The organism is Streptomyces sp. CA-142005, from assembly GCF_050942335.1.
In the GTDB taxonomy this organism is placed as follows: Bacteria; Actinomycetota; Actinomycetes; order Streptomycetales; family Streptomycetaceae; genus Streptomyces.
On sequence record NZ_CP192078.1, the window covers coordinates 7,722,427 to 7,743,814 of the forward strand.

The 21,388-nt window shown below is 67.1% G+C and carries 17 protein-coding genes and 3 pseudogenes; 4 read left to right on the forward strand and 16 right to left on the reverse strand.

The window, feature by feature from the left end; translation table 11 throughout:
• Nucleotide 1 precedes the first annotated feature (1 nt).
• From ACQPXS_RS35960 to ACQPXS_RS35985, 6 genes and pseudogenes are all read right to left on the reverse strand, one after another.
• Nucleotides 2-3,301, reverse strand: coding sequence for a hypothetical protein (locus ACQPXS_RS35960; RefSeq protein WP_433453666.1), 3,300 nt, complete (start codon nt 3,299-3,301; stop codon nt 2-4).
• On the reverse strand, nt 3,298-4,548 hold the full coding sequence (locus ACQPXS_RS35965; RefSeq protein ID WP_433453668.1) for a hypothetical protein: 1,251 nt from the start codon (nt 4,546-4,548) through the stop codon (nt 3,298-3,300). The genes ACQPXS_RS35960 and ACQPXS_RS35965 overlap by 4 nt, the downstream gene beginning before the upstream one ends.
• 59 nt (nt 4,549-4,607) lie before the next feature.
• On the reverse strand, nt 4,608-5,069 hold the full coding sequence (locus tag ACQPXS_RS35970) for a hypothetical protein (protein ID WP_433456281.1): 462 nt from the start codon (nt 5,067-5,069) through the stop codon (nt 4,608-4,610).
• A 588-nt stretch (nt 5,070-5,657) separates the two neighbouring features.
• Nucleotides 5,658-5,834: pseudogene (locus ACQPXS_RS35975) on the reverse strand (helix-turn-helix domain-containing protein); the annotation flags it as partial.
• 469 nt (nt 5,835-6,303) lie between these two features.
• Nucleotides 6,304-7,089: a hypothetical protein gene (locus ACQPXS_RS35980; protein ID WP_433453669.1), complete on the reverse strand. Its 786-nt coding sequence runs from the start codon at nt 7,087-7,089 to the stop codon at nt 6,304-6,306.
• Nucleotides 7,086-7,919 carry a hypothetical protein gene (locus ACQPXS_RS35985; RefSeq protein ID WP_433453671.1) on the reverse strand — a complete coding sequence of 278 codons (834 nt, stop codon included), beginning with the start codon at nt 7,917-7,919 and terminating at the stop codon, nt 7,086-7,088. Before ACQPXS_RS35985 ends, ACQPXS_RS35980 begins: the two co-directional genes overlap by 4 nt.
• Before the next feature lie 113 nt (nt 7,920-8,032).
• Here ACQPXS_RS35985 and ACQPXS_RS35990 point away from each other — a divergent pair.
• Nucleotides 8,033-8,535, forward strand: a pseudogene (locus tag ACQPXS_RS35990) (MFS transporter); the annotation flags it as partial.
• Nucleotides 8,536-8,613: 78 nt separating this feature from the next.
• Here ACQPXS_RS35990 and ACQPXS_RS35995 read toward each other — a convergent pair.
• Nucleotides 8,614-9,226: pseudogene (locus ACQPXS_RS35995) on the reverse strand (serine hydrolase); the annotation flags it as partial.
• Nucleotides 9,227-9,315: 89 nt separating this feature from the next.
• Nucleotides 9,316-9,591, reverse strand: a complete 276-nt coding sequence (locus ACQPXS_RS36000) for a helix-turn-helix domain-containing protein (RefSeq protein WP_361292713.1) — start codon at nt 9,589-9,591, stop codon at nt 9,316-9,318.
• Between the two features lie 588 nt (nt 9,592-10,179).
• Between ACQPXS_RS36000 and ACQPXS_RS36005 the strand changes: the two genes are divergently transcribed.
• Entirely contained in the window at nt 10,180-11,076 is an 897-nt protein-coding gene (locus tag ACQPXS_RS36005) for a DUF5655 domain-containing protein (protein WP_433456097.1), read from the forward strand.
• A gap of 299 nt (nt 11,077-11,375) precedes the next feature.
• Here the strand turns inward: ACQPXS_RS36005 and ACQPXS_RS36010 are convergent, their stop codons facing one another.
• The 6 genes from ACQPXS_RS36010 to ACQPXS_RS36035 all read right to left on the reverse strand — a co-directional run bounded on the left by ACQPXS_RS36010 (nt 11,376) and on the right by ACQPXS_RS36035 (nt 15,993).
• Nucleotides 11,376-12,113 carry a class I SAM-dependent methyltransferase gene (locus ACQPXS_RS36010; protein WP_433453673.1) on the reverse strand — a complete coding sequence of 246 codons (738 nt, stop codon included), beginning with the start codon at nt 12,111-12,113 and terminating at the stop codon, nt 11,376-11,378.
• 50 nt (nt 12,114-12,163) lie between these two features.
• Entirely contained in the window at nt 12,164-13,555 is a 1,392-nt protein-coding gene (locus ACQPXS_RS36015) for a hypothetical protein (RefSeq protein ID WP_433453674.1), read from the reverse strand.
• 2 nt (nt 13,556-13,557) lie between these two features.
• Nucleotides 13,558-14,322: a hypothetical protein gene (locus tag ACQPXS_RS36020; RefSeq protein ID WP_433453676.1), complete on the reverse strand. Its 765-nt coding sequence runs from the start codon at nt 14,320-14,322 to the stop codon at nt 13,558-13,560.
• 39 nt (nt 14,323-14,361) lie between these two features.
• On the reverse strand, nt 14,362-14,946 hold the full coding sequence (locus ACQPXS_RS36025) for a hypothetical protein (protein WP_433453677.1): 585 nt from the start codon (nt 14,944-14,946) through the stop codon (nt 14,362-14,364).
• 157 nt (nt 14,947-15,103) lie between these two features.
• A complete protein-coding gene (locus ACQPXS_RS36030) occupies nt 15,104-15,403 on the reverse strand; it encodes a hypothetical protein (protein WP_433453679.1) in 300 nt (99 codons plus the stop codon).
• Nucleotides 15,404-15,483: 80 nt separating this feature from the next.
• A complete protein-coding gene (locus tag ACQPXS_RS36035) occupies nt 15,484-15,993 on the reverse strand; it encodes a nucleoside-diphosphate kinase (protein ID WP_093721422.1) in 510 nt (169 codons plus the stop codon).
• A 405-nt stretch (nt 15,994-16,398) separates the two neighbouring features.
• On the opposite strand from ACQPXS_RS36035, the gene ACQPXS_RS36040 reads away from it, so the two are divergent.
• The gene (locus ACQPXS_RS36040) at nt 16,399-17,058 is read left to right on the forward strand and encodes an NUDIX hydrolase (protein WP_433453681.1); all 660 of its coding nucleotides are present in this window, start codon (nt 16,399-16,401) and stop codon (nt 17,056-17,058) included.
• Nucleotides 17,055-17,468 (forward strand): NUDIX hydrolase, encoded by a 414-nt coding sequence (locus tag ACQPXS_RS36045; protein WP_433453683.1) that lies wholly within the window; start codon nt 17,055-17,057, stop codon nt 17,466-17,468. Before ACQPXS_RS36040 ends, ACQPXS_RS36045 begins: the two co-directional genes overlap by 4 nt.
• A 246-nt stretch (nt 17,469-17,714) precedes the next feature.
• On the opposite strand, the gene ACQPXS_RS36050 is transcribed toward ACQPXS_RS36045, so the two are convergent.
• Complete coding sequence (locus ACQPXS_RS36050) at nt 17,715-19,862, reverse strand: DEAD/DEAH box helicase (protein WP_433453685.1); 2,148 nt, start codon at nt 19,860-19,862, stop codon at nt 17,715-17,717.
• A gap of 52 nt (nt 19,863-19,914) precedes the next feature.
• Entirely contained in the window at nt 19,915-21,267 is a 1,353-nt protein-coding gene (brxD, locus tag ACQPXS_RS36055) for a BREX system ATP-binding protein BrxD (protein ID WP_433453686.1), read from the reverse strand.
• Nucleotides 21,268-21,388 lie beyond the last annotated feature (121 nt).

The following is a 21,388-nucleotide window of genomic DNA, read 5'->3' on the forward strand; positions in this document are numbered from 1 at the left end:
TTCAGAGCGACTCGCGGTCGAGCCCTGCATAGGTCAGGAATGCCTGAAGCGCTTGACCGTAGAGCTCATTCATGATGTCGCGCTGTTTCGGAGTCCAGTCGCGGTAGATCTGTTCGATGATCGTGGCCAGGTCGGAGCTGAACTTCTTGTCGTGGATGGAGTGGTCCACGATGTGGAGGGTCATGTCGGTCTCGCCCCGCCGGGCACGGCCGGCGAGCTGGATGAGCAGGACGAGCATTCCTGCGACGAGTTCCTTGCGCAGGTCGTGGTCCATGTTGGAGAACCGGGCCGGGGAGCGAAGGATCTTGGTGAGTTGCTTCCAGGAAGCTTCGCCTGCTGCGCGCAGGACGGCCAAGGGCTCGTCGCTGCCGCCGGCGGGAAGGGTGTTGTAACCGGCGGCGTTGACGCTTGCGTGCAGCCAGTCGGTGTCCTCGATGCTCAGGACAGGCCGGACGCACAGATAGATGTCGCGGACTGCCGAGCGCGTTCCGACGACGATGTTCAGGCCCCGGCCGATGACGGCGAGGGGGGCGATAAGGATCTCTCCGCGGTCGGGGAACTCCTTGAGCTCTTCGCGGACCATCCGGTCCACGTGGGCAGGTAGGTGCTCCTCGTAGTTCTGTTTCTCCGGCTTCTTCACCAGCAGGCAGATCCGGTGGTTCAGCCCGTCGGCCTGTGCCACCCCGGAGGCGAGGAAGGCGGCCTGCTCATAGGAGTTGACGGCGAGGATGACGCGGGCCCGTTCCGGTTCGTGCTTCTCCAGGCGGGCCAGGTGCTTGGCGAGCTGCTGCTCGTACAGGCCCCGGCCGAGATCGCGCAGTGCATTGGGCTTCAGCTCTGGCGGGAGACCCCCGATCCTCATGGCATCCCCGCTGCTGCCCCGTACAGGCGTGGCGAGGGTGACGATGGACTCCGGACGAGTGTCGGGGAGCCACCAGCGGACCGGGGCATGGATGTGTTCCTGTACGGCCTGTGGTAGGTAGGCGGTGGCGGACAGGCCCATGACGGGACGCTGCACGCCGGCCGCCAGCAGGGCGGTGAGGCCGCCGAGTTCGCTGACGAAGGTGTGCGGATCGCCGCCGAAAGAACGTGACAGGAGTTCCGCTTCCTGCTCCTTTTTGTCCATGCCCTTGACCTGGTAGCCGTGGATGGAGCGGCCCAGCATGGCCAGGGGGTAGAGGGTGGCGACCGTGCTGCTGCGCATGCTTTCAAGGATCTTGCGGACCGATCCCAGGTCGAGATAGCGCAGGGTCTGGGCCTGCATGCGCAGCTCGTCCAGCGCGCTGTCGAGTTCCCGTAGCACGGTGCGGGTGATCAACAGGTTCACCACGGCGGCCTGCTGATGCGCATCGGGCACGAGCTCACGCAGGAGCGTGCGCATCGCGTCGCGAGTGTCGGTGAGGTGGTCCTGGCCGCGCTGCGCGGTGAGGATCGTCAGGGCTGTTTGGATGGCGTCCCAGTCGGCTCCGTCGGGAAGCTTGGCCTCCTCATCCGGTCCGGCCGCGTACCAGCGGGCGGGCATGATCTCGTCGAGGAAGGCGAACAGCTCGGGCGGAACGTCGTCGGCCGCGGTCTGGTGGGGGAACAGGAGCTGAAGGATTTCACGGTCCCTCGAGCGGGCCAGGCGCCAGCCGGTGTTGTCGCGGCTGGCCCCGTCAGGGCTGTCCGCCTCGTTGCCCGGGTTCAGCCTGAGCCCGCTGCCTGAGCAGAGCCACAGCAGCAGCATCTCGGCCATGAGCCGCGCGTGGCTGACCGGCGCTGCAAGGGACATCTCATGGACGACGGGCAGGTTCCTGGCGTCCGAGTCGATCTCCCGCAACGCGGTCGTCCGTTTCCGGGAAGCCAGAGTGAGCTCCGAGGTACAGCGGCTGATGGCGGCCGTCTGGAAGGCATCGATCTCATCGATCACCAGCGCATCGCAGGCGCGCAGCGTCATCTCCAGCACGCTCATGCCCCTGGTGCCACGTGCCTTGCCGCGGAACTCCTGCCCGTCCAGGACGACACCGATGCGTGTGCGGCCTTCCAGGAGGTTGGCGTGGTTGGTGACGATCACGGCCGCGTCGGTGGCCCGGTAGAACTGCTGGAACTTGCCGCACACCGGGGCGAAGGAGCAGGTGAGCCGGGTGGAGCCGGTGGCCGGAGAGGTCAGCGAGGTGCAGTTCTCCTCCCCGTGCGGATACAGGGTGGGCGGGTCCATCAACGCCCGCTGCGCGCAGCCGGCCGACAGCAGCGCGATGTCGGTCCTGGCGCGCCGGTCCCATTCGTCGATCTGGGTGGAGGTACCCAGGGCGGCGTAGTCCATGGCCCGCCGGTGCATGCTCGACGGGGACATCAGCGGAGTGCAGTGAGCGGGCTCGGCTAGGTGCTTGTTCTTGTGCAGATAGGCCAGGTCGTTGTTGATGTCCCAGGCCATGTCCAGGGTGGCGCGGACATCGGTGACGGCGAGGGCGATTCGCCGGTCGTTGAGCGCTGCCCAGGACGCCATGACCCGTACGAGTACCGTTTTGCCGCTTCCCGTGGGGGCGTTGAGGACCTGCAGGTCTCCGGACGTCAGGTCGAGTTCGGTCAATTCGCCGTCGGTCGTCTTCATTGCCTTGAAGAAGCGCTTGAGCACCTTGTGCAGGTAGGCGACGCTCTTGTCCTGGCCGCTGAGGATCTTGGCGACATCCAGGAGTTGGTTCACTGTCGGCGCGACCCGGTCGCGCTGCGGCCGGGTGTGCACCTGCGGGAGCACCTCGTGGCCGGGCGCTTCAAGGAAGCCGGGAGTCGCCTGGATATGGATCTCTCTACTGGTCGTGCCGTGCTCTTGGCCCAGGTAGGCCGTCCTCGTCTTGAGGGTTCCTGGGCCCGCGAACGCCTGTGCCTTGGGGCGCTTGCCGAAGGTGAAGAACGGCCCGGTGACGCGTTGTGCGTATCCGAGGAAATCCCCTCCCACCCTGGGGATCACCGCCTCGGCCAGCTGTGGGTCTCCGGCCGGCAGCCGCAGCGAACCTCCCGACCTGTCCGCGAGGTCGGGATCGGGGGCCAGGGTGCCTAGGCGCGCGAGGACGGCGGCCCTGAGTTTCTTCGCATCCGTCCATTCGGGAGCCATCAAGGCCATCACCTGACGGATCAGGTTCCGCTCGGCCACTGGCAAGCTCGCCCAATCCGACCATGCCTGCGGCTTGCGGTGGGCGAAGAACGTGGCTTCTTCGAAGCCGGCCAGGATGCGCCCCTCGTCGTCCTTGCGGGGAAAGTAGTGCGCGGCCAGAGCGAGTGCTCCAGCCAGGCCGGCTTCCTTACCCGTCATCTCCCCGCTCACGCCTTGCCCTCCTTGATCTGCGTGATGACCATCTCGAGGTAGTCCGTCGCGGTCATCGCCGCCTTCATCCTGTATGTGCGGCACACCGCGTGGAGCTGGGCCACCTGGTCCTGGCGATGGTCGGGCACTACCAGGTACTCGGCGCCGCCCTTATCGCCGCCGTCCATATGAAGCTTGCTGACCAGGTGATTCGGCCAGGTGTAGTCTTTGAAGTCAGCAGGAAAGTGCGGCTGTTCGCTTCCTTCGCGGGTGATCCACAGGTCACACTGGTCCCCGTTGGGCCACAGATGTGATGTCCAGGCGGTTCCCTCCAGGGCCGCCGCGGCGGCTCGGTGCAGGGCCAGTTCGGGTAGGCCAGGGATGACGGTGTAGCGCCACACCGGCCGTACCAGCGCCATGTACTCTGCGGCCGGCTTGGCCTGCGGCACGTGCGGTACGGCCCCGGTCCATAGGCGTGCGAACCGGCCGGACGGGACCCGGCATGCGAACGTCGGACTCGGTTCGGGGGCCGACTTCTTCCGGGCGGTCACGACGAACTCGTACGACGCGCCCGTCTCCTCGTGCCAGGGGTACAGACACCGCACCCTTCCCCTTGTGCGCGCGCCGGTGCGGGCAGCTGTCACCTTCATCGGCCACTTGCAGGCGGGGCAGGGCCACCACCAGCCGTTGAACTGCGCGTACTGGGCGACCGGCTTGTAGAAGTCGTTCGCCCGGGAGGGCAGCTTGAGCTCCGTGAGACTGCCCGTCGGCACCGTCGGGTTCTCAACCAGAGTGGTGCGGTGCCTCTGGTAGAAGGAGCCCTTGATCGCGCTGAAGACGGCTTCCTGGCTGTACTCGTCATCCAGCTTCGGTTTCGTTACCTGCCCGGTGAACTTCCCGACCTTCTGCGCGGCCCGCAGGACGCGCTGGGCTTCGTGCCGGAAGTCGAACCCGTCCTCCGTGGCAACGCCCTCGCTGTCCATGAGCCGCACGCCAGCGAGAGCCTCGCTGTCGATCCAGTCGGGCAGCAGCCCTTCCAGGGAGCCAGCCCGGTCGCCAGTGAGCCTGCCCATCAGTTCGTCGAACAGGATCAGGTGCCCCGGGCCGCATGCCGCCATCAGGATGCCGTGGGCCTCCATGAGGCGGTCCAGGCGTCTCGGCCCGTCCAGTCCCTCGCCGACCATCGCGTGCTCGCACACGGCGAACGCCTTGACGATTTCCAGCAGTGCGTGAGTCTGCTGAATGTCCGTTGTGTCGTCAGCTTGCATCACATGCCGGACCATACGGCAGGCCACTGACAATGGGCCCTGGGAATCCCGAGGGGAGTTCAGCCAGAGCTCTCGTCGAGGCCCTCGGTGTCGATGCTGGGATACAGGCCGCGGTAGGCGTCGAGGTGGTCGGCGATGTGGCTTCGCCCGGAGTCGGTGAGGAACCACCGGTACGGTCCGTGAGTCACTCCGTCGGGGTGCCGCAACACGATGAAGCCCCGGCTCGGGGTCCGTCCATCAGGGCTTTGCCCCACCGCCAGGTAATGCGGCCCACGCCCGGCGAGGCTGCCGTCCACCCCCTGCGCTCCGGCGCGCGCGACCCGGACCATGATCTTCCAGAGCCACAACGACAGCAGCGGCGCAGGTGGTCCTGCTTCCCGGGGAGCCCCGAGGGCCGCACGGGCCACCGCTCGCCCGTACCGGGTCATCTCCACCCGGGTACGGGGGATATCCCCCAGACCGTCGACATACAGCCGGTCCCGGTACACGACGATCAGGCCACGCCGCTCCAAAGCGGCCACCGACGATCCAGCTCCTGGGTCATGTACCCCCGCTGCGCGCAGCCCCTCCTGAATGCGGGTGTACCCGACTACATCAGACGAGGCGGAGACTGCCAACGTCATGCGCCGCCATTCGGCTGCTGGTCGCTGTTCCGCTCCCACCAAGCGGGCCTGCCGCTGTTCTTCCTCTACCTCCTGGTCGTGACGGAAGATGCACGTCAGATAGGTACGTTGCCGCTCGTTGAGGGCCCTCCATACAGCTATCGACTCCTCGGAAGGCTGACGGGGACGTCGGACGGGAAGCACTGGGAGAGGGTCCTCCGGGCGGCTGCGGCGCCAGGCATCCATCACCACCCGGTCGGGGACTCTATAGACCTGGGCGATCATGTGCGCCACTCTCCCCAGGGTCTCGGGAGATCCCCACATCCAGCCGCGCACACGTCTGCCGCGTTCAAGATCGCGGATCTTCTCGGCGCTGATATGCAGACCGTGTGCACCACGCTTGCGTCGTAGAGCTGAGGCGGCCTCTTCCGTGCTCAAGCCAGCATCACGACGCAAGTCGGCCAGGCTCTCGGTACCCGGTTCGCGCCCTGTCAGATCCTGCGCACCACATCGCAGAACCTCTAGCAATCGGCCGAAAGCTCGGTCACCAACAGTCCGTGTTCCCGCTTCCCAGTGGCGTACAGCACGTGGCGTAACCCCTACAGCCTCGGCGAGCTGTTCCACGCTCATGTCTCTGAACAGTCGTTGGCGTTGCAGGGCCTGGGGACGGAGGGACTGTGCCATACCGGAAGCAAAACGTAGTGAACAGTTCACTGCAACTATTCACGACGGGGCGATCCTGATCCAGGCCAAGGCGGTTGCGGGCAACTACCGTCCAGAGCTTGGGGCCATCGCTGGTCGCCCCTCAGGACGCGCGCGGTCTGTGCCTCTCGGTCGCAGGGCCGGTCAGCGAAGGAGCCGTGGTGCACGACAGGGTGGCGAGGTCGCTCCGGTCTTCGCCGTCGTCGGCCACGCCGAAGGGGACCGTCCCCGTAACGGATGGCACCCGCTGGGAGAGCGTCCTTGGCTGGCTGGTGCACCGGGCACTGCCGGAGTACGTGCTCGCAGCGCTGCGCCGGGCCAGGTCGCCGTTCTTCATCGACCCCGATCTGCAGACCGTCGGTGAGCAGAGCGCTCGCGACGCGCTGGAGGACCTGGAGGCGCGGTACGCGGCCGATTCCCAGGCTCATGTGCCCTCGTGGGTCAGCTCGCTTCAGGACCACGCCCCCCAGACAATGACCGCAGCGGCTGCAACCAGGGCGACCGAGACGGCCCAGACGATCGCTGTCCGTGCAGAGTTTTGCTGGGCCCCTCCGCTGACTTCGGCTCGCGCTGATCCGCGATGGCGCGCGACCGCAATAGGCGCCGTGACGGTCACAGAGGAGTTGTCGCCCGTGATGATGTTGATGCTTTGGAGTGCTTGAGCGACCTGGTCCGGTGTCGGATCTTTTTGCCCTTGTGGCATCGCGGCCCGCAACTCCCCGACGAGCTGAACGAGTCGCGTGCGGACCTGATCCAGAATGCCCTCCAGGGCTGACGGGTGCACAGCCCAATACAGCCTGAGAACCTGCCTGGGCGAGTTCTGGCTCATGAACACGGCCAGGTCGGCAGCCATGGCCGGACCGAGCTGAACAGTCTGGCCAGGATTTCCGGCGATGAGGGATTCGATCTGGCCGACGCCCTGCCCGAGGCGAAGTTCGCCGCCCAGACTGTCACGGGCGAAGTCCGGCAGGTCGAACATGCTGACCGGCTGCTCCCGAAACTGGTACATCCCAACGAGGCCATCCATCACCAGGGGGGCTGAGATTCTCCGGTATTCGGGAATCGGCACATCCGTGCCCTCGTAACCCTGGAGTTCCCGCAGCGCCCAGGCCCGTAACGGTTCGGAGTGAGCGTGCCCGCCCAGGGTGATCACCTGGCGCAAGATCGGCGCGAGCGGGCGGCTCTCGTCGAGGACGTCGCCTTCCAGTCTGTCGAGGCGGCTTCGGCGGAATCTCACTTCACGGCCACGGTGACGATGACGCCAGCAACCGTCCCCAGAGCGGCGATGGCACCCCAGATGACCGAGGTGCGGTGCCACCAGGGCTGCGGAGTCGCGGGCGCGGGTTCATTGACGTTGGCGCTCGCGGTGCCGCCGCGGTCCGCTTTCGCGTTCGGCGCGACGATGTTGAAAGTGGAGCCGTCGCCTCCTGTGATGTTGAGCGCCTGTTGCGCGGCCGAGTCGATCTGGTTGGGGTTGGGGTTCTGTTGGCCCGGGGGCATGGCTGCTCTCACTTCCGCGACGAACTGGGTCAGACGTGTTCTGATGTGATCGAGGACGCCCGCGATACTGGCGACGGAGACGTCCCAGTGCAGAGACGTGATCTGGGAACCTTCGTTTCCCTGCTGATGCTGCTCCTGCGTCATCAGTAGGGCGTAGTCGGCAGAACCGGGCGGGCTCAGGCGTACCGCCGCCCTGTCGGTGCGGGTGACCAGCGCTTCGAGTTCCCGTACTCCTTGTCGGATTGGCGCGCTTTCCCCGATACCGCGATCCTGGGCGTGTTGAGGTAGTTGGTTTGGACTGACCCGCTGGGTATTGTCCCGAATGATCTGACCTGGAAGGTAGAGATCGATCACGACTTCGAGCGCGGCTCGCACCTTCCGGTAAGGGGGCAGCTCATCGGACGTCGCGTACCCCTCCAGCTCTTTCAGCGCCCATGCGCGCAGCTCCTCATGGCGGGCGTAGCCGGCCAACATGAGGCACTGCCGGAGCGCAGTGGCGAGAGAGGCAGCGTCGTCTAGGACGGCGCGCTCAAGCTGCTCTAGTCCTCGGACGTCGGGTGTCGTCACGGCATCCAGTTTGCACGGCCCCACTGACAACATCGGTCGGATCCGTTGCCCTGGTGCGAGGATCCAGCCTGGAGCGGTGGAACCGGGCGTTCACCGGAGACCCCACCCGGGCCCTCATCGTCCGCGGCTTCAGCCCGACCGCCGCTGCGTGGGCGCTCGGTCTCGGCGGTGCGGGCCAGACTCTCGGCCGTACGCTCTAGCCTCTCTTGCCCGATGTACGAGCGTCACCAGCCGCACGGTGCTGCTGATCAGCGCGGGAGGAGCCACCACGGTGGCGCTCGCACTCGTGCCCGGTCCCTATCCGCTGCTGCTTGCCCTTGCCATCGGCGCGGGCATGGTGCGGGGCAATTTCACCCTGCTCCAGGCCACCGCAGTAACCGACCGCTGGGGAGCGACCCATTACGGCAGGCTCTCGGCTGTCCTCGCGGCACCTGCCACCATCGCCGGCGCACTGGCTCCCTTCGCCGGGGCCGCACTTGCGCGCGAACTGGGCGGTTACGCCTCTCTGTTCGCAGTGCTGGCGGTGACCTCGTTCGCCGCTGCCGTATTGGCCGCTGGATCGGGGCACGGACTTGCTCAGTCCAAGGCGAGGCAGCGGAATGCATTGCGGCTGTGAGGGGCTCGGCTCACGTCCGACGGCGTCCGATGTGAATGGCGGCCTACGACGTTTCCTTCATGCGGCCACACGCACCGCTTACACGAAGGCGAGTTCACGGAAGGCGTTGCGGACATTGGTCAGTGGTCCGCGGTCGCGGGTGTAGTAGAGCTTGTTGGTCAGGAGTACTGCCCACAGGCCCCTGGTGGGTGAGACCCACATTCCCGTGCCCGTGAAGCCGTAGTGGACCCATGTGTCCTGTTCGGCGGTGGTGCCAGGGGCGGGATGCCAGAACAAGCCGCGCGCGGGTTGCAGCGCGCCGGTCTGGATCGTCAGCGACTCGGTGGTCCAGGCGGGACCGAAGCCAGCCTGCCTTGGCGCGGTGTCGGTGTTCAGCATGTAGCGCAGGAAGGCAGCGAGGTCGTCGAGGACGGTGAAGACGCCGGCGATGCCGCAGACGCCGCCCATGACGCGTGCGGAGAAGTCGTGAGCTGTTCCCTTGAGGTGGCTGTCGGTGTCCTGGTCGAGTTCGGTGGGGGCGCAGCGAGCGGCGATATTTTGTAGGCAGGGGGCTGAAGCGGGTGGAGTTCATGCCCAGTGGGTGCCACGTGCAGGCGGTGGACAGCTGGTCCAAGGGTTGGCTGGTGAGGTGTTCGGCGAGGTAGCCGAGGATGAGCGCGGCCCGGTCGGTGTACTCGACCCGGCGACACGGCTGGCCAGTCTGCCTTCAGAGCGGGGTAGTGAGAGGGCGTGCTTGGAACGACGAAGCCCCGCCGGAAGCGGAGCCACGTCGAAGCTGGCTTAGGGTGTGGGGCGGCATCCGGCGCGGGCATCGTTATACTCCGGATCTCCGCTTTCGAGGACGCGGAGTAGGGACGCCGTGACAACACGCGTCTTACGGCCGATGCGTAGCACACGGCACGGAAACTGCCCGCTGCGGATCAGGTCGTATCCCTTGGCCCGTGAGAATCCCAGCGCCTTTGAGGCGTCCTCCACGCTCCCCGTTCCGCCCCAGGTGGCACGGATGTGAGCGGGGCTATAGAGAGGGCCCAGAGTCTCTTCAATCTGCGTGTGCATTCCGATTACTTTCGTCTTGGCGGGTAGCCCGTGTTGGGCCTACGGACACCGCATGCGCCCGTCATCGCGGTGACCGTCAATACTCCGCGTTATCGCCGGTTTGGCTAACCGGCGATTTGGGGCTATGTTGCCTCGCTCGCCGTGGAGGGGCTCACTCTGACAGCGTGAGGCACGATGCCGGAGAGGAGTCGGCAGGGTCCAGCACTTCACTGCATTGCCCAGCACTGTGACGAACGGTTACCACGGATGAGTTGGGTGTTGCGTGGGTCGCAGTTCGCCCCGTTGCACCACTGCAGGTCAATTGGGTTCTGGCTCTTCGGTGTCAGGCCCCCTAATTTTCACCGTGCTGGATAGGTGCTGGATTTCCTGACTCCTCGTCACCTGCCGTCAACTCCGCATCTCCCATACTGTGCTGGATTCGTGCAGTACGCCGACGAATCACGGGTACCACCGGCCTGCGTGCTGCGCGCCGGGGCAGCTGACCCAGTCGATCGGGCATCCGGCACACCTTCTTCACGTGACTCGCGCCGGTTGCGGAAACAAATCTCTGCCTGTCCGATGTTGTCGATCTCCTATGCGATAACGGGGGTGGTCGGCTTGAAGTTGTTCCGGACGGACCTATCGAAATGTGGCGTGAGCGAGGTCATGCCGCGTCTTGCCGAGGTCGAGGCAGATGTGCAGGGTCTCGTCGAGGCGCACATGGAGACGCTGCTAGGCGTCCGTTTCCTGGCGAGTGAGTACGGCACCGGGCCGGTCCACAAGGGCCGGATCGATTCGCTCGGGCTGGACGAGAACGGATCGCCGGTCATCGTCGAGTACAAGCGCGGCATCGACGCCGGCGTCATCAACCAGGGCCTGTTCTACCTGGCGTGGCTAATGGACCACCGTGCCGAGTTCGAGCACCTGGTCCTCGACCGGCTCGGGATGAAGGCCGCGTCCCAGGTCTTGTGGAGCAGCCCTCGCCTGATCTGTATCGCCGGCGACTTCACGCGTTACGACGTGCATGCCGTGCACGAGCACCGGCGGTCGATCGACCTGGTTCGCTACCGACTGTTCGGGAGCGACCTGCTCGGGCTTGAGACCGTGGCGTCCGGAAGCGGCGGCATGCAGGTGGCACGCCGAGCCCACCGCCAGGCGGTTGCCCGGGCGACAGCCGGCATCCAGGACGCGTCGATGGTTGAGTTGGCGAGCGCGGTCGATGAGGCATTGCTCGGGCTCGGGGACGGTGTGAACCGCGTCGAGCGCAAAACGTACCGGGCGTACCAGCGGCTGCGGAACTTCGCCTGCCTCTGTCCGCCGCAGCGGAGCAAGCTGCTGGTCTACCTGAAGGTCAACCCGAAGGACGTCGACCTTGTCCCGGGATTCACCCGGGATGTCTCCGGTCTCGGTCACCATGGGACGGGTGATCTGGAGGTGCAGTTGCGTACGCCGAGGGATGTGGAGCGGGCGCAAAATCTGTTCCTGGCGAGCTACGCGGCGGCGTGACCGCTGGCGGGTTCCTCGGTCGTGCCTGCTCGTGTGGGCGGTCCGGGCTCGTCGGGTGACTCCTTTCGACGTAGGGACAGGACGTGGCGGTGGACTACCAATGATGCGCGGGATCGTCGGTTTGGCTAACCGGCGACCCCGCGCTATGTTGCGCCGCCCCACGCTCACACGCTGCGCTGAACGTCTTAGCTCACCGCGCAAATGGCTCAGCGACGGAGAGTCCTCGTGCGGTGCGTCGGGCCAGCGAGCGCTACCGGCAGCCGAAGGCTCCTGTCTGCGCCGACCGCTGGGCTGGCGGGCTACTTCGTCGCGATGACGTAGACGCTGCCCCACTGGCGCTTCGGGTTGGCAATGGTGGGGTCGAACGTCCAGGGTTCGACGGTGGTGAAGCCGGCCTCGGTGAAGAGCTGGACAAGCTTGTCGTGGTCGTAGGCCCACAGGTGCGGGGTGTACGTAGGGTCGTCGTCCTGGTCTCGGAAGACGAGATTGACGAGGTCGAGGCGGGTGTTGATGTCGCTGAGGCCGTCGCGCTTGGCATACCAGCGCCGGATCATCTCGTCGGACTCTTCCAGGACACCGGGGTACTCGCTCAGGGCGAAGGCGGCGTCGGGGACGCCAGTGACGATCCGGCCGCCCTGTACGAGGACTCGGTGCGCCTCTCGGACATAGTGCTTCGCGGAGCGCGGGTAGTCGATGTGCTCCAGGAAGTGCTCGGAGAAGATCTCCTCGGCGCTGTCGTCCTGAAGGGGTATGCCTTCGCGGATGTCCCAGAGGAGGTCGGCCGGCGGGACGAGGTCGATGTTGAAGAAGCCGTCGACGCGGTGGGCCCCGCCACCGATCTGGACCTTGGCGGGCTTGTCGTCGATGCGGCCGTGGGGCCAGGCGTGGCGGCTGGCGTGGTGGTAGCGGTGGAGTTCGATCTCCTTGGCGGCGGCCCGGAGGGCGCGGGCGAGGCCGTGGGTGGTGGCGGGGTCGGCGAGGACGGTTTCGATCTGCTCGCTGAGAAGGTCGACGGAAGGTACACCGAAGGGACTCATCACGGGGCTCCTGTGCGAGAGTGCTTGTGATGGGTGGATCCGCTGGTGGCTCAGGCGGCGCTAGGTGCGGGGGACCACTGGTTGTTGCGCATGAGGGTGTACTTGATGTCCACCAGTCGCGGGGCGATGGTCAGCGAGAGCTCCTCGGCTGGGTGCAGGTGGCCGGCCTCGTCTTGCTCGGCGCGCCAGACGCGGTAGTCGAGGTTGGGGTAGGCCGGGTTGATGCCGACCTCACCTTTGGGCATCGTGCCGTTGAACGGGGCGACGATGTCCATGTGGTTCCAGTAGTTCCAGGCTTGCAGCGCCTTGTGCTGGTCGAAGTAGAAGTAGAAGTCGGGGTAGCGGCCGAATGTGCGCAACTCCCGGTGGATGAGATGGCCCAGCAGAGGGCCGAGCTGGGTGGCCAGAGAGTCGAACTCCCAGCGCGTGTGGTGCCAGTCTTCGGGGGCGTCGCCGGGTGCGAAGAGGCGGGCTGCGGCGAGATAGCTGATCCGCTCGACCAAGTACGCGCTCGCGTGGCTGGCATCGATGGTCGGATCGACTCGGTGGATGAGCGCGGAGAGCTGCTTCGGGCGGGGCCGGAACCTCGTCAGGTCGAACTTGCCGGCCATGGCGGGGAAGGCGGCGAACAGCATCTCCTTGTATAGCCAGTTGTTCAGCTCACCGAGTTCGGCCAGACGTCGGGTCTGGTGCGAGACCGAGTGGAGCATCAGGTATTCGGCGACCGCTTCGAAATACAGGTAGCCGAGGATCGGCAGGCGGGGGATCGTCTCGTCAAGCAGCTTGAGGAACGGATCGGCGCCTACCCTGGTGCCCTGGTAGGCGACGGCGGCAGCGGTAGCGAGGAACGCGGCCGAGTTTTTGACCCGGCTGACGACGGTCTCGCGCAGCTGGTGTCGTTCGTTCTTGCTCAGCAGATATTCGAGGTGGCTGTAGATCTGCAGGTGGATGAGGCCCAGCCGCAGGTAGTCCACGCCGGCGAGCCCGCGGTACACCTGAGGCGGGGTGTCGATCTCGAAGATCAGCGGGGTGGGCACGCGGCCGGTGACGCCGAGCTTGGCCAGGAAGGTCGGCGCTTCCTTGGTCAGGACGTAGGCGCCCAGGTTGTGCATACGGAAGCCCTGGTCGGTCGCGGTAAGAGGCGCGCAGTAAATGCTTCCGACGAGGCAACCGCCCGACGGGTAGAGCACTCCCTGCCGGCTGATCTCCTCCAGAGCGTGGGTGACGTGCAGCAGGTGCAGCTTGCCGTTGCCGCTCAGGGCTTCGAAGAGGGCGTTCTGCCGCAACAGGTGGCCGTTCGGAGTGTCCTCGGCGAGCCGTCTGTCCCAGCCTGCGGCCTGGGTGGCGAGCGGGTCGGTGTCGTCGGAGGGGCTGGGGATGAGGGTGGAGTCGAAGAAGGCGTGGGCGTCGGCCCACAGGTGGTAAGCGTCGAGGAAGTCCACGGCTAGACCAGGCCCTTCTCGGCGAGCGCGTAGCGGACGGCTGTGGTGCCGCTGGCCCCGGCGAGGTGGGCCCGCTCGGAGACGAGGACCAGGTTGAAGGCGAGACCGCGTAGCTGGTCGAAGGCGGGCTCGCGGACGTACCGGGCGTCCGGCCACCACTTCAGTTTCGGCAGACGGTAGCGGTCCAGGGCATCGGCGGCCTTGACCACGTCGGTGATGTGCTCGGCCCGGGCGTGGTCGGCCTTGTCGTCCGCGGTGAACGCTTCGTACGGGATGTCGTGCAGGCGGATGGCGGTGCACGCCTGCACGATCCGGCGGGGTGTCGCGGTGAGGCCGAAGTGGCCCCAGACGGTGTCGGCGTTCGCAGCGAGCCAGATGGCCGCACGGGCGCCATGCCCGCGGTCGTCCTGGTCGTGGTGCCGCTGGCAGTCGTGGATGGCGGCGGCGAGGATCGCGGTGGCGGCGTCGGCGTCTCCGAGGTCGTTCGCCTCGGCGAGGAGGGCGGCGAGCGCCGCCGTCCTCATGGCGTGCCGGACTCCGTGGAGCGAGGTGTACAGGCGAGGGTCTGCCCACCATCGGGTGGGCAGACCTCCGTGCGCGAGCAGCTCCTTCGACTGCGGGCGCAAGGCTGGCCGTGGCGCCGGCGGGAGGTCGGGCCTGTTGTCGCTGATCCATGCGACGGTGGCGTGGTCCATGTGCTGGTGGAGCGGGAGCTGCCCTTGGGCGGCCAGGTCGATCAGACTTGCGGTCAACGGGGTCGTGCTCATTCGTGCCCACCCCCTTGGTGGTCTCCGCGGTGATGTCCCCTACCGGATCGGCGCGGCCTGCTGCTCGCGCGCCTTGCGCTCCTTTTCGGCGGCCTCGAAGGCTGCAGTGAAGTCGGCCAGCTCCTGCTCCGTCATCAAGGTCACGCCAAGTGCCGTAGCGACGTCTGTAATCTTGGCCTCAGCCTCGGCGCGGGTGGCATCCGGGGCGCCGTCCTCCAACAGGACCTCGAACTCGGCGTGGTAGCCCCACGCCTCACTCCACTTGACCGCGATCTCGACGCCGTCGAGGCGGAAGTTGTGACGGAAGTTGAACGCCTCGTGCATCGTCGTCTCGAACCCGAGGGCGTTGAAGACCTTCACCGCAGCGGGAACGTCGGCTGGAGCGATGGCGAACTCGGTCTCCGCGAAGGCCGCGCCCTGGCCGATCTTGCTCCCCTTGAGTGTGATCTTGGCTGTGCCGGCAGCGGTGTTGTCGGTGACCTTAAGGAGCTGGTCGGGGAGCACGTAGAAGTAGATGTGCTTGTCATCGGGGCCCAGGTCCTCCCCGTCCGCCTTTAGGCGGGTGACGAGCTGGTCGTGAACCTCCTTGGTGAAGCGGGCGCGCATCTCGATCTCGACGGCCACGGGGCTGCTGCCTCCTCGTTTCAGGCATGGCGAAGCCAGCCGGACCCTGCTGTGCGGGGGCCTGTCCGGTCGGGCGATCGCTATGGGGTTAGTGGTCGAACGCGGGGTGATGCGGCCGATGCGGTCCCGGCCGCATCACCCCGGTGGATCGTAGGTTTCAGCCCAGGGCGCCGAAGCGCTCATGGACGACCCCTGAGTGCAGGTAGGTCGGCAGCTGGACGCCTCCCACCGACGTGCGGCCGGTGGCGACCTGCTCCTCCGTCTCGCTGGGGAAGCCCTCCAGCAGACGGAGGCACTGCTCGGCCCACTCACGCGAAGCGGGCCAGTCGCCCAGGTCGCGGTGGCGCGCCGCCAGGGCGTACGCGGTCTCGGTGGCCGCCCACAGGTCGGTCGCCAGCTCACGCTGGAAGATCGACTCCAGCTCGTCGGTGGAGGCCAGGCGGGTCTGGTTGGTCATGGTGCCCTCTCGGTTCAGACGGTCGTGCCCCAGTGGTGATCAACGCGACGGCGTCCCCGCAGTGACGCCGTGACCCGCGGCTAGTAGGTGTAGATTTCAGCCAGCGTCTTGTAGTCGTGCAGCTCGCCCTTGTCGAACCACAGTTCCACCTCCTGCTTGGCCTCCTCCGCGTTGCCGGAAGCGTGTACGAGGTTCGCGACCGCCTTGCCAGAGGCGATGCTGGCCGCGGCGCTGTAGTGCGAGAAGTCGCCCCGCACCGTGCCGGCCGGAGCCTGGTTCGGGTACGTGCTGCCGACGATCTTGCGGACGGTGGCAATGGCGTCGAAGCCCTCCAGCACCAGGGCGATGACCGGGCCCTGCTGCATGAACGTCGACGTGACGTTGTAGACCTCCGAGCCCAGCCGTTCCTCAAGGTCGAAGTAGTGCCGACGGGTGAACTCCTCGTCCATCCACTTCATCTTGGTGCCGACGATCTTCAGCGCGGCGTCCTCGAACCGCGCGATGATCCTCCCTGCCAGGCCACGCGCCAGCGCATCGGGCTTGAGCAGGACGAGCGTGCGCTCGACGGTGTGTACCTCAACCTCGGACATGGTTCCCTTTCGCCTTGCCAGCAACGGCATATGACGGTTAATCATCCGTCATTGATTGAGGTTACCGGCGCCGCCCAGGGTGCTCGGGCGAGCGTGCGATACCCCGGATGGGTGGACGTCGGCATGGTGTCGCTGACCAGCCAACCGAGGTGACCGATCCAGCCAACTTCACCTCCCTTGTCGTCCGCCGGTGATACGCACCTAGAATCCCCACGTGATCGTCTGGTGCACTCGTCCCTTCTGTGGCCTGTCCAAGGGCTGAGACCGTGGCGGGTGCTTGCCTGGCTCCTGGCGACTTCGATTCTTCCGACGCTCCAGCTGCGTGACCATGCAGTGCCAGTGCGGTAGGAGTGCACCTTCCGCGCGCAGGTTCCTGCACCAGAGCGACGATGAGGGGGCAGCATCATGGACGTGGTCGAGCGCTGGACCGGCCGCTACGCCTGCCTGCTGCAGTCCGCCCTACGCCTCGGCAACGAACAGTTCGCCGCTCACCTGGGCATCGCCGTGAGAACCGTGGCCGCTTGGCACTCCGACGCGTCCGTCGTCCCTCGCAGGGAGATGCAGCAGCTCCTCGACACGGCCCACGAACAAGCTCCCGCGGCTGCGCGGCAGCGCTTCGCGCTCCTGCTGGCGAAGGAGCGAGGCCCGACAGATTCGACACCGTCAGGCGTCCAGGCGCTGCGCGTGGCCATCGCTGTGGTCATCCGTAACCGAGATGTACTGCTCGTGTGCCGGCGCGACGACGACGCCGCCGGTATCACCTGGCAGTTCCCGGCCGGTGTCATCAAGCCAGGAGCCAAGGCGGAGACCACCACCGTGCGGGAAACCTTGGACGAAACGGGTGTCCACTGTGCGGTCCGGCAGCGCCTTGGGAACCGGCTTCATCCCGTGACCGGCGTGCTGTGCGAGTACTTCCTCTGCGAATACCTGGCGGGCGAAGCCAGCAACACCGACGCAGTCGAGAACATCGACGTCATGTGGGTCCCAAGAAACTCGGTCCCCCGCTTCATCCCCGTCGATACGATCTTCCCACCCATCCTGGCTGTCCTGGAGGAGCAGACGTGACGCAGCAGAACGCGGAGGAGCAGCCGGGCATCGCCGCGGCCATCGTCGTCAGCGAGGGGCGCGTGCTAATGGTGCGGCGCCGGGTCAGCGAGGGACAGCTCTCGTGGCAGTTCCCGGCTGGTGAAATTGAGCCGGGCGAGACCCGCGAAGACGCCGCCGTACGAGAGACCCATGAGGAGACCGGGGTGGAGGTAGCCGCCGTGAAGCTGCTCGGCGAGCGGATCCACCCGAAGACGGGTCGATTGATGTCGTACACGGCCTGTGAGGTGGTGGGCGGTACTGCCCATGTCGCGGACGCCGAGGAGTTGGCTGAGCTTGCATGGGTCGCCCATGGCGATATTCCGCAGTACGTACCATATGGGCTGTTCGGGCCAGTGCAAGAGTATCTCGACGTAGTTATGACAACTTGAGTGGTTCCATCCCAAATGGGCGATCTCTTGAGTTCGAGTAAGTGCGTTGGCATCGTGGCTGGAACTGGGGCGTGGCTGCTGGAAGCGGACCTCAACCTCGGTGAGCAGGACCTGCCTGCCCCTGGAGCTGGAAGCCCAGGCGGGTGGACTGCACCGGCCACCGCATCGACATTGAGATAAGCGGGAGCCTCACCGAGGCCAAGAAGGACCTCAGCCGCCCGAACACTCGCCCCTGTTACGGGTTGTTCAGGTGCCCCATTCCATCCGTACGGGCTCGCGGGCTGCGGCGAGGGCGCCGTCGAAGTCGGCGAGGCGTTCGGCGAGGGTGGTGGTGGCGATGCGGGGCGGGAGGGCCGCCGAGAACTTGAGGCCGCGGACTGCTCGCGGGTCAACGGCCGGCAGGGTGAGGGAGTCGGGGAGTTCGGCGCGGGCGGTTTTCCAGTCGGTGGGGGAGAGGCCCTGGCGGAGCCGGATATGGGTGTCCGTGGGGCGCTGTACGGGGTCGGCGAGGTTGCCGAGGGAGGCGGTGAGGGTGGCGTTGGCGCGGTATCCGGCCCAGGTCCACCAGCGGGTGGCGTCGGCGTCGCGGACCAGCAGGGTGCCCGCCGGGTGGACTTCGTGGGGTGCGCGGTCCATACGGAGTTCAGCGAGTGCCGCGACGGCGCGGCGGGTGAGGCGGACGTCGGGGTCCGTGCCGAGCAGGACGTCGCGCATGGCGCGCGTGAGGACGTAGGACAGCCCGCGAGCTTCGTTGCCCTGCCATTTGGCGATGCCGCCGTCTTCGACGGGTTCCACGAAGGCACGGCGTCGGGCCCAGTCGATGAACGTGACCTGCCAGCTGCGGCCGGCTAGCAGCAGGCGGCGCGGGCCCGGTCGTTCTTCGGTGAGGACGGTGGGGTCGGTGGTGCCGATCTCGGTGCGTCCAGCGAGCACCGTGAACTCGGGGGGTGCGGTGAAGGAGGCGGTCAGCTCCATGAAGTGCCGGCGGCCGAAGTGCTTCTCGGCTTCGGAGCCGATGAACAGCATGCCGCCGTCGCTGTCGAGGAAGCCTTCCGCGACCAGGTGCGACAGGAGGGGCGCGGCAGACTGGTCGAAGGGAGCCAGGCCGTTCCACTGCTCGGGCCACAACCGGTCGCCGATGCGGTGTTCCTGCAGGGTGACGGCGAGGAGCTGCTGGGCGACGAGATGGCGTGGTGAGGGGGGCGGGGTGACTGGTTCCACCCAGCCACGGGCCCACAGAGTGAGCAGGCCGGCGGCTTGGAGCAGGGTGTCGGGCCGGGTGGCGAGGAACAGGCAGTTGCGGGATGTGCCGGCGCGACGCCCGGTGCGGCCGATGCGCTGCAGGAACGAGGCCACTGTGCTGGGTGAGTCGATCTGGATGACACGGTCGAGGTCGCCGACGTCGATGCCGAGTTCCAGGGTGGAGGTGGAAACGATGACGCAGTCGCGGGCTTCGGCGAATGCCTGCTCGGAGCGTGCGCGTTCGTCGGTGGACAGCGAGGCGTGTGAGAGGGACACGGTGACGTCGCGGGCGCGCAGTGCCGCACCGAGTTCTTCCACCTGCTTGCGGGAGTCGCAGAAGACGAGCCGTTTCTCTCCCCGGTGCAGGGCGGAGATCACCTTGGCGGCGTTGGCGAGCGATCCGACGTAGTCGAGCTCCACCTCCCCTGCGGGGCGCGGGTGTTCGGTGGTGCCGGTTGTGGCGGGCAGAGTCACGCCGGGGGCGACGACCCGGCCGGGGCGATCGGCGGGGTGTGCGCCCTGGAGCCAGGTGAGCAGGGCGTCGGGGTTGCCGACTGTGGCGGACAGCCCGATGCGCTGGATGCGGTGGCCAGCGAGCCGTTCCAGGCGTTCGAGCACGGCGAGCAGGTGCCAGCCGCGGTCGTCCCCAGCGAAGGCGTGCACCTCATCGACGACGACGGCACGCACCCGGCCCAGCATGTGTGCGTGGTCGGTCTTGACGCTGATGAGCATCGCTTCGAGCGACTCGGGTGTGGTGAGCAGGAAGTCGGGGGATTCGGTGCGGATGCGACGGCGTACGGACTCGGGGGTGTCGCCGTGCCAGAGGGCGGCTCGGCGCCCCAGCCACTGGGCGTAGCTGTCGACCCGGTGCACCAGGTTGTTCAGGAGCGCCTTGAGCGGGGCCAGGTAGAGGACTGAGGTGCCGGTCCAGCGCTGCTCTCGCATGGCGGACAGCAGGGGGAAGGCGGCGGCCTCCGTCTTCCCGCCCGCCGTCGGCGCGAGCAGCACCGCGTCCTCGCCGTTCATCAGCGGGTGCACGGACGCCTTCTGCAGCGGGCGCAGATCGGGCCACCCGAGCGTGTTGACGATGTGGTGCAGGACTACCGGGTCAAGGCGCTCCAGCGGGTCAGTGCCGCGCGGCTGCTCCTGCACGTCTGCAACTCCCGGGCTGTTCGTCAGAGTTCGGGACTTCGGGACTGGGCCGTCAGATGTCGAGGTCGAGGTCGTCAGCCGAGGCGGCCGGTGCGGGCGCGGCGAAGTTTCGTTCGGTGGCGGTGAGCTCACTACTGCCCACGGTCAGCTTGTAGTGCCTGCGCGGGTCGAAGTCGGGGAACTGGTCGATCCGGTCGAGTACGTCGCCAACCAGCTTCTTCAGGTACAGCCGTGGTGCTACTCCGACCTTCCCGCCCAGTGCCCCGCCCACGGCCCGGGCCAGGTCGGTGAGGTAGGCGTCGTCGGCAAGCTGCTTGATCCTGTCGGGGGACTGGGAGCCTTCGGTATACAGGTCGCGGATGGTGGCGCCCAGGCCGGTCAGTGATGCCTCGGTGAATCCGGGTAGCCGGATCTGGACGGCCCGCGGGTTGTCGAAGCGGGGGTCGGTGGTGAAGTCGGTGGCGAGGCGCTGGGCGAGCGGTGCGAGTCGCTGTACGCCCTGCTGCCCGTCGTAGAAGGCGGGTGTGCCGGTGATGATGAGATACAGGCCGGGGAAGCGGCCGGAGTGGACCTCGTCGATGAGCTGCCGCAGCGCGTTGAGTGCTTTGTCGCGGGCGTCGGAGCGGACCCGTTGCAGGGTTTCTACTTCGTCCAGGACGAGGACGAGGCCGGCGTGCCCGGCGTCTCTCAGCACGGTGAGCAGGCCCTGAAGGAAGCCGAAGGCACCGAAGTGGTCGAGGTCACCGCGGACGCCTGCACTGCGCCGGGCGGCTGCGGCGACGTGCGGCTGGCCGCCGAGCCAGGCCATCACCGCAGCGGCGGTGGCCTCGTCGCCGGCATCCAGGGACTGCTTGTATCCGCGCAGGGCGGTGGCGAACGCGGGGGCGTGTCGGGACACCTCGGCCAGACGGGCAGTGAGCAGCCGGTCCACGGCCTGTGGCAGCTCGCTCTCGCTCGCGCCGTCGGCGAGTGCATCCTCCTCGAGTGCGTAGAACCAGGCGTCTACGACCGGCCGCAGGGCGCTGGGCGGGAAGCTGGCGGTGGCCAGGCGCTCAGTGAGTCGCCGGTAGACCGTCTCCAGCTTGTGCAGCGGGGTCTCGGTCTCTGACACCTGCACCTCGGCCACGGCAAAGGTGCGCCGTTTGGCGCGCTCGCCGAGCCAGCGGGTGAAGAAGGTCTTGCCGGATCCGTACTCGCCGCGCACGGCCTTGAACACCGAACCGCCTGCGGCGGCAGTGTCCAGTTCCTCATCGACGGCCCGCTCGAAGCGGTCTAGTCCGGTGGCGAGCAGGTCCAGGCCGCTCTCGGGGACAGCGCCGCGCCGCAGCGCGTCCACGACAGCACGCCGCCGCACCGCGCTGACTGGGGTGGCAGCCCCGGATACTGAAGATCCAAACGCGTTCACCCGAATAGTCTCCCATCCGGCTGCCCACCTGGCCGGACACCCGTGCGTGCGCCGCGCCGCCGCTGCCCGGAGCGGCCAGGCGGGCCGACTTCACCGCCCGGCATGGCCGCAGACCCCCAGT